The sequence below is a fragment of the Pararhodobacter marinus genome (assembly GCF_003122215.1).
In the GTDB taxonomy this organism is placed as follows: Bacteria; Pseudomonadota; Alphaproteobacteria; order Rhodobacterales; family Rhodobacteraceae; genus Pararhodobacter; species Pararhodobacter marinus.
In genome coordinates this window covers 386,900-398,887 of sequence record NZ_QEYD01000001.1, presented here as the reverse complement: position 1 = coordinate 398,887, position 11,988 = coordinate 386,900, and the positions used below count along the sequence as shown (strand labels likewise).

Genomic DNA, 11,988 nt, shown 5'->3' with positions numbered 1-11,988 from the left:
CGGTTCTATATCAGCTCTCTGAGGAGTGAGTTCAGCAGGGGGCGTCCGGTTTCCGTGGCGCCCATGCGGGCACCCTCTGTCCAGATGAGCCCCAGTTCGCCCAGATCACGCAGCGCTTCCTCACGTAGGGGGCGTCCCTTGAGAGCTTGGTAGCGGTTCATGTCGATCCCCTCGGACAGCCGCAGGCCCATCATCAGCATTTCATCTGCCTGCTCGTCTGCGGATAGCGGCGACACTGTCTCGGCTGATCCTTTGCCATCGACATGCGAGAGCCATTTACCGGGCTGCCGCTCGGCCACTGTGGCCAAGCGGCCAGCAGGCGTCGTGACGCGCCCATGGGCGCCGGGGCCGATCCCGACATAATCGCCGTAGCGCCAGTAGACGAGATTGTGCTGCGATTCCAATCCATTGACCGCATGGTTGGAGGTTTCGTAGGCGTTCAGGCCAGCGGCCTCGCATTGATCTTGCGTGATCTGCCACAGATCGGCACCCAGATCCTCGGATGGCAATCCGCCCAGTCTGCCCCGCGCGTGGCGGTCCCCAAAGGCAGTGCCCGGTTCAATCGTCAGCTGGTAAAGAGACAGATGGCTGGGCTTGAGGGCGAGGGCGGTGCGCAGCTCTGCGTTCCAGTCATCGGCCGTCTGGTGTTGCCGCGCATAGATCAGATCGAGGCTCGTACGGGGAAAGACGGAATTGGCGATGTCCCAGGCTTTCATCGCCTCTTTGACGCTATGCAGACGCCCCAACCGGGTGAGATCTGCGTCGTTCAGGGCCTGGACTCCAAGCGAAAGCCGGTTCACGCCGGCGCGTGCGAAACCCTCGAACCGCTCGAAATCCACGGATGTCGGGTTTGCTTCCAGCGTGATTTCCAGTGAGTTGGATGCATGCCAAGCGGACTTCGCAGCGTCGACAACCGCGCTTACCGTCTCGGGCTCCATGAGCGACGGTGTTCCGCCGCCGAAAAAGATCGAGGTCAGCACGCGGCCTTGGGTTTGCCGTGCGCAGCGAGCGATTTCACGCAGGTAGGCGTCGCGCCAGTCGTCGTGGGAAATGCGGGACACGACATGGCTGTTGAAATCGCAATACGGGCATTTGGCCGCGCAGAAGGGCCAGTGCACGTAGAGCGCAAACCCTCCGTTCCGCCAATCCTCAGCGATGGAGTGTTTCACGTGAAACGCTCGAGCAACGCGGTCAGCGCCTGCGCGCGGTGGGACAAGGCATTCTTCTCTGCTGAAGTCATCTCGGCAAAGGTCCGTTCCTCGCCATCCGGCACGAACATCGGATCGTATCCATGACCAAGCGTCCCCCGAACCGGCCAGACAAGTTGCCCGCTGACCGAGCCTTCGAATACTTCGTCGCGCCCGTCGGGCCAGGCCATGACCAGCGTGCAGCGAAATTCGGCAGTCCACGGGGCGTCCTTGCCCTGCAACTCTGCATAGGTCCGCGTCATCGCCCGCATGAAATCACGCCCGCCGGGTCCCTCCGCCCAATCCGCCGTGTAAACGCCGGGCGCACCGTCCAGCGCATCGACGCAAAGCCCGGAATCGTCTGCCAGTGCAGGGAGACCGGTAGCCTTCGCCGCGGCATGCGCCTTGATGCACGCATTGCCGACAAAGGTCGTTTCGGTTTCCTCCGGCTCGGGCAGCCCCTTCTCGGCGGCCGAGACAATCGTCACACCATATGGGGCCAGCAATTGCCGCAGTTCTTCGACCTTGCCCGCATTATGCGTGGCAAAGAGCAGGGTTTCGCCGCGCAGGGTCACAGCGCCGCCTTCTGCGCCGCGACCAGCTCGTCCACGCCTTTCGCGGCCAGCGCCAGCATCGCATCCATATCGGTCCGCGAGAAAACGCTGCCTTCCCCCGACATCTGCACTTCGATCATGCGACCGTCATCCAGAAGAATGAAGTTTCCGTCAACGCCCGCGGCGCTGTCCTCGTCGTAATCCAGATCCAGAACCGGCTGACCGGCGTACAGCCCGCAGGACACCGCCGCAACATTGCCCACGATCGGGTTGGTAGCGATGGCGCCCGACTTCATCAGGGTGCGGATCGCCAGTTCCAGCGCCACCCAGCCGCCGGTGATCGAGGCACACCGCGTCCCGCCATCGGCCTGGATCACGTCGCAATCGACGGTGATCTGACGCTCTCCCAGGGCAGAGCGGTCGATCCCCGCCCGCAGCGACCGCCCGATCAGGCGCTGGATCTCGATCGTCCGGCCGCCCTGTTTGCCGGTCGCGGCCTCGCGCCGGTTGCGCTTGTTCGTGGCGCGCGGCAGCATCCCGTACTCCGCCGTCACCCAGCCCAACCCCGTATTCTTCAGAAAGGGCGGCGTGCGATCCTCGACCGAGGCGGTGCACAGCACATGCGTGTTGCCCATCTTGATCAGACAGGACCCTTCTGCATGCCGCATCACTCCGGTTTCGATTGAAACCACTCGCATTTCATCTAGATTTCTTCCCGAAGGGCGCATGTCCGGATCCTCTTGTCGATGTGACTCCAGATACATCCCGCGCGCCCGGGGTTGCAACCTGAATAGACACCGCGACACTAGCGGTCAAAGAAGCGATGAGCGCAGAGAACAAGGCCTTCAGCGACATGAACGACCGCGCCCGCGAAGTGTTTCGCCGCGTCGTCGACAGCTACCTGCAGACCGGCGCCCCGGTCGGTTCGCGCACGCTTACCCGGGATTTCAGCGAAAAGCTCTCTCCCGCCACGATCCGCAATGTTATGCAAGATCTTGAATACATGGGACTCCTGGAAAGCCCGCATGTCTCGGCCGGTCGGGTCCCCACGCAGCAGGGGCTGCGGCTTTTCGTCGATGCCCTGCTCGAGGTCGATCCCGTGACCAGCGCCGACCGCGAACGGCTGGAAGCGACGCGGCACTCCAATGAACGCGACGTGACCGCGCTGCTCGACAGGGTGGGGCGGGCGCTCTCGGGCGTGACACGGGGGGCTTCCCTGGTGCTGGCGCCCAAGCACGAAGCGCCCATCCGGCATATCGAATTCGTGCCGATCTCGAACGACCGCGCGCTGGTGGTGCTGGTCTTCGATGATGGCCATGTCGAGAACCGGGTCTTCGCCACACCCCCGGGGCTGGTCCCCTCGGCCATCCGCGAGGCAGTGAACTTCATCAACGCGATCGCCTCGGGCCTGACGCTCAGCGAGCTGCGCGGCAGGATGCGGACCGAGATCAGGGCCCGGCGCCAGGAAATCGACACGCTCGCCTCGGACCTGATCGAACGCGGCATGGCCCTGTGGGAAAACGAGGGCGAGCGGCACGAACGCCTGATTGTCAGCGGCCGTGCCAACCTCTTGGAACAGACCGATACCGACAGCCTGCAACGCATCCGCGAGCTGTTCGACGATCTGGAACGCAAGCGCGACATTGCCGAGGTGCTCGAACATACCGAACAGGGCGACGGCGTGCGCATTTTCATCGGCGCCGAGAACAAACTCTTTTCACTGACGGGTTCCACTCTGGTGGTTTCTCCATATATGAACGCCGACAGCAAGATCGTCGGTGCGGTTGGGGTCATCGGCCCGACCCGGCTGAACTATGGCCGCATCGTCCCGATCGTGGATTATACCGCCCAGCTGGTTGGCAAGATGCTGACCGAGCTGGGTTCCGACTGATACGAGGACCCTATGGCTGACCCGCAGCAAAACCCGGCTGAAGAACCCGTCGAAACCGAAGATCTCGCCACGCCCGAAGAGGAACAGCTCGATCCCGTCGCCGCATTGGAAGCGGCACAGGCGCGGATGGAGGCCGAGCGCAACGAAATGCGCGACCGGCTGATGCGCGCGCTGGCGGATCTGGAAAATACCCGCAAACGGGCCGAAAAGGACCGGCGCGAGGCGGCGATCTATGGCGGTCAGAAACTGGCGCGCGACATGCTGTCGGTCTTCGACAACCTGAACCGGGCGCTGTCGCTGATGGATGACAGCCTGCGCGAACAGCAAAAGGGCCTGGCCGAAGGGCTGGATCTGACGTTGCGCGATCTGATGAACATCTATGCCCGCCACGGCATCGAGCGGGTGGCGCCCGAGGTGGGCGATACTTTCGATCCGCATTTCCATGAAGCGATGTTCGAAGCCCCGGTGCCCGGCACCAAGGCGGGCCAGATCATTCAGGTCGTGTCCGAAGGCTTCCGGCTGAACGATCATCTGCTGCGCCCGGCTCAGGTGGGCGTGTCGTCGACCCCGGGCTGAGCGGCGCAGGGGCTGTAGGGTGCGTGCTTCGCACGCACCGGCCCCGCATTGGTGCGTGCGAAGCACGCACCCTACACCCCATCGCCCAGCATATCCCTCAGCTCGTACAACATCGCCAAAGCCTCGCGCGGCGTCATCGAATCCGGATGAACGCCGCGCAACTTTTCCTCGACCACGGACACTTTGGGCGTCGCGGCACGGACAGGGACCGGCGGCGGTGCCGCCGCAAAGAGCGGCAGCTCGTCGATCAGGGCCTTCGCGCCCTTCTGCCCCTGATCGCCCGCTTCCAGCATCTCCAGCACTTCGCGCGCCCGGGCGATCACCGCGTCGGGCAGCCCGGCCAGCCGCGCCACCTGCACCCCGTAGGACCGGTCGGCCGCGCCCTTGATCACCTCGTGCAGGAAGACGACCTCGCCCTCCCACTCCCGCACGCTCACCGTTGCGTTCTCGATCCCCGGCAACCGTTCGGCCATCGCCACCATCTCGTGGTAATGCGTGGCAAACAGCGCGCGGCAGCCATTGACCTCGTGCAGATGTTCCAGGACCGCCCAGGCGATGGACAGCCCGTCATAGGTCGCCGTCCCGCGTCCGATCTCGTCGAGGATGACGAAGGCCCGCTTGCCCGCCTGATTGACGATCGCCGCCGTCTCGACCATCTCGACCATGAAGGTCGAGCGCCCGCGTGCCAGGTCGTCCGATGCGCCCACGCGGCTGAAGACCTGGTCCACCAGCCCTATCCGCGCCTCTCGCGCCGGCACGTAGCCCCCGGCCTGCGCCAGGATGGCAATCAGCGCGTTCTGGCGCAGGAAGGTCGATTTACCGGCCATGTTCGGCCCCGTGACCAGCCAGATCGCCGCCGCGTCCTGCCCCTTGGGATCCAGGGCCAGATCGTTGGCGACAAAGGGCTGACCCTGCCGCGCCAGCGCCGCCTCGACCACCGGGTGCCGCCCGGCCACGACGTCGAAGTCGCGGCTGTCATCGACCTCGGGCCGGGTCCAGTCGCGCAGCCGCGCCAGCTCGGCGAAGCCCGCCGTGACATCGATCTCGGCCAGCGCGCGGGCGGCGCCATGCACCTCGGCCGCGCGCTCGAGGATCGCCGCGCGCAGCTCCTCGAAGATCCGCCGCTCGATATCCAGGGCCCGGGCGCCCGCGTTCAGGATCTTGGTCTCCATCTCGGAGAGCGGCACGGTGGTAAAGCGCACCTGGTTGGCCGTGGTCTGCCGATGCTTGAACACCTCGTTCAACGGGGCGGACAGCATCTTCTCGGCATGGGTGGCGGTCGTCTCGATGAAATAGCCCAGCACATTGTTGTGCTTGATCTTCAGCGAGTTGATTCCGGTCTCCTGAATGTACTCCGCCTGCATCCGCGCGATCACGCCGCGCCCCTCGTCGCGCAGTTCGCGCGCGGCGTCCAGCTCTTCGTCCACGCCCGCGGCGATGAAGCCCCCGTCGCGGGCCAGAAGCGGCGGCTCGGCCACCAGAGAGCGCTCCAGAAGCTCCGCCAGCGCCTCGTGGCCCGTCAGGGCCTCGCGGGCCGCTATCAGCACGTCAGGCCCGTCAGCGGGCAACTGAGCGGCCAGCACGCCGGCTTGCGCCAGTCCCGAGCGGATCATCGCCAGATCGCGCGGCCCGCCCCGTTCCAGCGCCAGCCGCGACAGCGCGCGGTCGATATCGGGCACCGCTTTCAGGCAGGCGCGCAGATCGCCCCGCAGCAGGTCGTCGCCCACCAGCAGATCCACCGCCGCCAACCGCGCGCGGATCACCCCCAGATCGCAGGATGGCGCGGAAATGCGCCGCTCGAGCAGCCGCGCGCCGCCCGCCGTCACGCTGGTATCGATCGCGCTCAGCAGCGAACCCTCGCGCCCACCCTGCAGGGACGACGTCAGTTCCAGGTTCCGCCGCGTCGGCCCATCGATCTGCATCGCCGCGCCCGCGCTTTCTTTCACCGGCGGTCGCATCAGCGGCATCCGGCCTTTCTGCGTCAGGTCGAGGTAATCGACCAAGGCCCCCAGCGCCGAGATCTCTTCGCGCGTGAAGGTGCCGAACCCGTCCAGCGTCTGCACCCCGAACAGCGCGCAAAGCCGCTTCGTCCCGGCGGCGCTGTCGAAGGACGCGCGCCCCCGTTCGGCCAGCGTCAGGGCCATGTCGTCGGCCAGGTCGCGCAGGCTGGCGGCGTGCTCGTCGGCCACGATCAGCTCGCGCGCGCCCAGCCGCGCCAGTTCGGGCGCGAGCCGCACGCGCGGGCAGGGCATCACCCGCAGCTCGCCGGTGGAAATATCCGCCCAGGCCAGCGCCGCCTCGCCGCGTATGTCGCTCCAGGCGGCAAGGTAATTGTGCCGCCGGGGTTCCAGCAGCGCGTCCTCGGTCAGCGTGCCGGGCGTGACCAGCCGCACCACGTCGCGCTTGACCACCGATTTCGAGCCGCGCTTCTTGGCCTCGGCCGGGTCTTCCATCTGCTCGGCGATGGCGACGCGAAACCCTTTGCGGATCAGCGTCAGCAAGTAGCCGTCGGCCGCGTGGACCGGGACGCCGCACATCGGGATATCCTCGCCCAGATGCTGGCCGCGCTTGGTCAGCGAAATGTCCAGCGCCGCCGCCGCCGCGACGGCGTCGTCGAAGAACATCTCGTAGAAATCGCCCATGCGATAGAACAGCAGCGCATCTGGATTTTGCTCCTTGATCTCAAGGAACTGCGCCATCATCGGCGTGACTTGCTGGTTCATTCCGCCCCCGGTTTGCATCCGCCCGCGACTGTAATGCAGCCGGATTCCCGGCGAAAGAGCGATCCCGGCGAGCGCCCGCGCGCAAGCTCCCGAACAAGTTCCCGAACAGGCCCCTCACGAGGCAGCCATGTCCGGCCTGCGTTCGCCGGCCAAATCCCGCGTTGTTCCACGCGCGCCGGGACGCTAAGGAAAACGAGTTCCCCGGAGGAGGCCCCATGTCCCGCAAGTCCCGTATCACGCCCGACGAGGCGCTTCGCTACCATTTCGAACCCACGCCCGGCAAATACGAGATCACCGCCTCGAAGCCGATGGCGACCCAGCGCGACCTTTCGCTGGCCTATTCGCCCGGTGTCGCGGTCCCGGTGGAGGCGATCGCGCAGGATCCGGGGCTGGCCTATGACTATACCACCAAGGGCAACATGGTCGCCGTGGTGTCGAACGGGACGGCCATTCTGGGGCTGGGCAATCTGGGCGCGCTGGCCTCAAAGCCGGTGATGGAGGGCAAGGCGGTGCTGTTCAAGCGCTTCGCCGATGTCAACGCCATCGATATCGAGCTGGCGACCGAGGACGCGGACGAGATCATCAAGGCCGTGCACCTGATGTCGCCCACTTTCGGCGGCATCAACCTTGAGGACATCAAGGCGCCCGAATGCTTCATCATCGAAAGCCGCCTGAAAGAGCTGTGCGACATCCCGGTGTTTCACGACGATCAGCACGGCACGGCGGTGATCTGCGCGGCGGGTCTGATCAACGCGCTGGAAATCAGCGGCAAGAAGATCGAGGATTGCAAGGTCGTGCTGAACGGGGCAGGGGCCGCTGGGATCGCCTGTCTGGAACTGATCAAGTCGATGGGCGCGAAGCACGAGAACTGCCTCATGTGCGACACCAAGGGCGTGATCTGGCAGGGCCGTACAGAGGGCATGAACCAGTGGAAATCGGCCCATGCGGTCAATACCGAGGCCCGCACGCTGGAAGAGGCCATGGTCGGCGCCGACGTGTTCCTCGGCGTGTCGGCCAAGGGCGCGGTGACGCCGGAAATGGTGGCCAGCATGGCCGAGAACCCGGTCATCTTCGCCATGGCCAACCCCGATCCGGAAATCACCCCCGAAGAAGCCCATGCCGTGCGTCCCGATGCCATCGTGGCCACCGGGCGTTCGGATTACCCCAACCAGGTCAACAACGTGCTGGGCTTCCCCTACCTGTTCCGCGGCGCGCTCGACATTCATGCCCGCGCGATCAACGACGAGATGAAGATCGCCTGCGCCGAGGCCCTTGCCGCGCTGGCGCGTGAGGACGTGCCCGACGAGGTCGCCATGGCCTATGGCCGCAAGCTGTCCTTCGGGCGCGACTACATCATCCCCACGCCCTTCGATCCGCGCCTGATCTACACGATTCCGCCGGCGGTGGCGAAGGCGGGCATGGATACCGGCGTCGCCCGCCGTCCGATCATCGACATGGATGCCTATACGCTGAACCTGCAGCGACGGATGGATCCGACCGCCTCGATCCAGCAAAGCCTGTTCGCCCGCGCACGCCAGAGCCAGAGCCGCATGATCTTTGCCGAGGGCGATGACGAGCGCGTGCTGCGCGCTGCCGTGGCCTATCAGCGCGCCGGTCTGGGCAAATCGCTGGTCGTGGGACAGGACGACGACGTGAAGCGCCGGCTGGAAGCGGCCGGTCTGGGCGACGCGGTGCGCGAATTGCAGGTGGTGAACGCCGCCAATACCCGCCACCTGGAGACCTACAAGGAATTTCTCTACGGTCGCCTGCAGCGCAAGGGGTTCGATCAGCGCGACGTGCACCGCATGACCACCCGCGACCGGCATATCTTCTCGGCGCTGATGCTGCAGCACGGGCATGGCGACGGGCTGGTGACCGGGGCCACGCGGAAATCGGCTTTGGTCATGGACATGATCAACCACGTCTTCGACGCCCGCGCGCAGGACGGCGCGGTCGGGGTTTCGGCCCTGCTGCACAAGGGCAAGATCGTGCTGATCGCCGACACTCTGGTGCATGAATGGCCCGACGAGGAGGATCTTGCCGATATCGCGATCCGCGCCGCCTCGGTCGCGCGGACGCTGGGGCTTGAGCCGCGCGTGGCCTTCGTCAGCTTCTCGACCTTCGGCTATCCGATTTCCGAACGCGCGCAGAAGATGCACCTGGCCCCCGACGTGCTGGAAGCGCGCGGCGTCGATTTCGAATACGAGGGCGAGATGACGGTGGACGTGGCGCTGAACCCGCAGGCTGCCGCGCATTACCCCTTCTCGCGCCTGACGAAGCCCGCCAATATCCTCGTCGTGCCGGCGCGGCACTCGGCCTCGATCTCGGTCAAGCTGATGCAGGAAATGGCCGGCGCGACGGTGATCGGCCCGATCCTGACGGGCGTGCCGAAGCCGATCCAGATCCTGCCCACCAATGCTACCGTCAACGACATCATGAACATGGCGGTGATGGCGGCCTGCCGGGTGGGGATCACGTCGCGATGAGCGTCTATTGCCTGGGCTCGATCAATATCGACCACGTCTACCGGCTGAAGACGCTGCCTTTGGCGGGCGAGACGCTGTCGGCCACAGGCTACCAGCCGGGGCTGGGCGGCAAGGGCGTGAACCAGAGCATCGCGGCGCTCAGGGCCGGGGCGGCGGTCACCCATATCGGCGCAGTCGGGCAGGGCGACGCCTGGATCGCCCGGGCGCTGGCCGAGCATGGCGTGGCGATGGATTGCATCGCTGCCGTGGATCGGCCCACCGGGCACGCCATCGTCGCCGTCGACGATGCGGGTGAAAACCAGATCATCATCTATTCCGGCGCCAATCTGGCGCAGGATCCGGCGCTGATCGAGGCGGTGCTCGCCAAGGCGCACCCGGGTGATATCCTGTTGTTGCAGAACGAAACCTCGCACCAGCTCGAGGCCGCGAAAGCCGCCCGCGCGCGGGGGATGAAGGTGTTCTATTCCGCCGCCCCCTTCGCGCTTGATCCGCTCAGGGCCGTGCTGCCGCATGTCACGCATCTGCTGGTCAATGCGGGCGAGGCGCGCGCGCTGACCGAGGCCACCGGCACCCCGCTTCACGCCCAGCCGGTCGAGGCGATCATCGTCACCCACGGCGCCGAGGGGGCGGAATGGGTGACGCCGGGCGGCGAGCCGCTTTTCGTCCCGGCGTTCAAGGTGACGCCCGTCGATACCACCGGCGCCGGCGATTGTTTCGCGGGCTCTCTCGCCGCGGCGCTCGACTATGGGGCGAGCAAGTCCGAGGCGTTGCGCTATGCCGCGGCAGCGGCGGCGTTGCAGGTCACACGCCCCGGCGCGGCCCCGGCAATGCCCCTGAAATCCGAGGTTCAGGCCTTGCTTCACAGGGCCTGACGCATAGAATCACCACAACCCTGCCTTTTTTTCGCCTTTGTTAAGAGTTGATTCAGGAGTCGAGTTCAACCTGTTCCCATTCAGCCGGAAGGTGATCATGACCGCTCAGACCAACACCGCGCTTCATGTGGCAGCCACGAAGCCGGGTTCCTCGCTCCCTGCCGGGGCCGGTATCGCACTGGCCATGGTTCTTGGCGGGGCGATCTGGGTGGGCATCTTCGCGCTCTTCCTCTGAATCCTCCACCGTCGCGCAGCTCCTCCCCCAGGCAAGGCGACATCCGGACGTCACGTCCAAACGCAAACGGGCCGCGATCTTCGCGGCCCGTTTCGTTTTGCGTCCCCGGCGGTCTCGGCCAACGAAAACGGGCCACCCGAAAGGCGGCCCGCTAAAATTAAATCAAAACAGAGGCTTAGCCTTTATCGGCAACCCGCGCATTCCGCGTCGCGATCAGTTTCAGGCGCAGCGCGTTCAGGCGGATGAAGCCGGCGGCGTCTTTCTGATCGTAAGCGCCCGCATCCTCTTCGAAGGTCACGTGCTTTTCGGAATAGAGCGAGTAATCCGACCAGCGCGCCACGGTCCGCGCCACGCCCTTGTAGAGCTTCAGCCTGACCGTGCCGGTGACGTATTCCTGCGTCTTGTCGATCAGCGCCTGCAGCGCCTCGCGCTCAGGGCTGAACCAGAAGCCGTTATAGATCAGCTCGGCATAGCGCGGCATGATCGAATCCTTCAGGTGGCCCGCGCCGCTGTCCAGCGTGATCTGCTCGATCCCGCGATGCGCTTCCAGCAGGATCGTGCCGCCCGGCGTTTCGTACACGCCGCGCGATTTCATGCCGACGAAGCGGTTTTCCACGAAGTCCAGCATGCCGATGCCGTGCTTCGCGCCGTATTCGTTCAGCTTCGTCAGGATCGTCGCGGGCGACATCGCCTCGCCGTTGATCGCCACCGCATCGCCCTTCTCGAAGGTCACTTCGATGAATTCGGGCGTATCGGGCGCGTCTTCGACCTGGACGATGCGCTGGGCCACGTAATCGGGGGCCTCGACGCCCGGATCTTCCAGCACCGTGCCCTCGGACGAAGTATGCAGCAGGTTCGCATCGACCGAGAACGGCGCTTCGCCGCGCTTGTTCTTGGCGATCGGAATCTGGTTCGCCTCGGCGAATTCCAGAAGCTTCGTGCGCGAGGTCAGGTCCCATTCCCGCCACGGCGCGATCACCCGGATCGACGGATCCAGCGCCAGCGCCGACAATTCGAACCGGACCTGATCGTTGCCCTTGCCGGTCGCGCCATGCGCCACGGCATCGGCGCCGTGCTTGTGGGCGATCTCGACCAGATGCTTCGAAATCAGCGGCCGCGCGATCGAGGTGCCCAGCAGATACAGGCCCTCATAGAGCGCGTTGGCGCGGAACATCGGGAAGACGAAATCCTTCACGAATTCCTCGCGCACGTCGAGGATGTGGATATTCTCTTCCTTGATGCCCAGCATCAGCGCCTTGGCACGCGCCGGCTCCAGCTCTTCACCCTGGCCCAGATCGGCCGTGTAGGTGATCACTTCGCAGCCATATTCGGTCTGCAGCCATTTCAGGATGATCGAGGTATCGAGACCGCCGGAATAGGCCAGCACGACTTTCTTGGGCGCGGACATGAGCATCTCCCATGGAGTGGAACGCGCTTCGACTATCCGCTTTACCCTTGCTGCGC

General features: G+C 65.3%; 10 protein-coding genes. 5 read left to right on the top strand and 5 right to left on the bottom strand.

Features of this window, described 5'->3' with window-relative positions; translation table 11 throughout:
- Nucleotides 1–5 precede the first annotated feature (5 nt).
- From hemW to rph, 3 genes are read right to left on the bottom strand one after another with little or no spacing between them, the layout of a single operon-like run.
- Nucleotides 6–1,169, bottom strand: coding sequence for a radical SAM family heme chaperone HemW (hemW, locus tag C4N9_RS01975; RefSeq protein ID WP_245902421.1), 1,164 nt, complete (start codon nucleotides 1,167–1,169; stop codon nucleotides 6–8).
- The gene (rdgB, locus tag C4N9_RS01970) at nucleotides 1,166–1,762 is read right to left on the bottom strand and encodes an RdgB/HAM1 family non-canonical purine NTP pyrophosphatase (protein ID WP_109531593.1); all 597 of its coding nucleotides are present in this window, start codon (nucleotides 1,760–1,762) and stop codon (nucleotides 1,166–1,168) included. The genes hemW and rdgB overlap by 4 nt, the downstream gene beginning before the upstream one ends.
- On the bottom strand, nucleotides 1,759–2,469 hold the full coding sequence (gene rph, locus C4N9_RS01965; protein WP_109531592.1) for a ribonuclease PH: 711 nt from the start codon (nucleotides 2,467–2,469) through the stop codon (nucleotides 1,759–1,761). The genes rdgB and rph overlap by 4 nt, the downstream gene beginning before the upstream one ends.
- A 95-nt stretch (nucleotides 2,470–2,564) precedes the next feature.
- Between rph and hrcA the strand changes: the two genes are divergently transcribed.
- The gene (hrcA, locus tag C4N9_RS01960; protein ID WP_109531591.1) at nucleotides 2,565–3,632 is read left to right on the top strand and encodes a heat-inducible transcriptional repressor HrcA; all 1,068 of its coding nucleotides are present in this window, start codon (nucleotides 2,565–2,567) and stop codon (nucleotides 3,630–3,632) included.
- Between the two features lie 12 nt (nucleotides 3,633–3,644).
- The gene (locus C4N9_RS01955; protein WP_109531590.1) at nucleotides 3,645–4,208 is read left to right on the top strand and encodes a nucleotide exchange factor GrpE; all 564 of its coding nucleotides are present in this window, start codon (nucleotides 3,645–3,647) and stop codon (nucleotides 4,206–4,208) included.
- 71 nt (nucleotides 4,209–4,279) lie between these two features.
- On the opposite strand, the gene mutS is transcribed toward C4N9_RS01955, so the two are convergent.
- On the bottom strand, nucleotides 4,280–6,931 hold the full coding sequence (gene mutS / locus C4N9_RS01950; protein WP_109531589.1) for a DNA mismatch repair protein MutS: 2,652 nt from the start codon (nucleotides 6,929–6,931) through the stop codon (nucleotides 4,280–4,282).
- 215 nt (nucleotides 6,932–7,146) lie between these two features.
- Between mutS and C4N9_RS01945 the strand changes: the two genes are divergently transcribed.
- From C4N9_RS01945 to C4N9_RS21765, 3 genes are all read left to right on the top strand, one after another.
- A complete protein-coding gene (locus C4N9_RS01945; protein WP_109531588.1) occupies nucleotides 7,147–9,417 on the top strand; it encodes an NADP-dependent malic enzyme in 2,271 nt (756 codons plus the stop codon).
- The gene (locus C4N9_RS01940; protein ID WP_109531587.1) at nucleotides 9,414–10,289 is read left to right on the top strand and encodes a ribokinase; all 876 of its coding nucleotides are present in this window, start codon (nucleotides 9,414–9,416) and stop codon (nucleotides 10,287–10,289) included. Before C4N9_RS01945 ends, C4N9_RS01940 begins: the two co-directional genes overlap by 4 nt.
- A gap of 97 nt (nucleotides 10,290–10,386) precedes the next feature.
- A complete protein-coding gene (locus C4N9_RS21765) occupies nucleotides 10,387–10,524 on the top strand; it encodes a hypothetical protein (RefSeq protein ID WP_168192088.1) in 138 nt (45 codons plus the stop codon).
- 175 nt (nucleotides 10,525–10,699) lie between these two features.
- Here the strand turns inward: C4N9_RS21765 and C4N9_RS01935 are convergent, their stop codons facing one another.
- Nucleotides 10,700–11,932, bottom strand: coding sequence for an argininosuccinate synthase (locus C4N9_RS01935; protein WP_109531759.1), 1,233 nt, complete (start codon nucleotides 11,930–11,932; stop codon nucleotides 10,700–10,702).
- Between the last annotated feature and the right edge of the window lie 56 nt (nucleotides 11,933–11,988).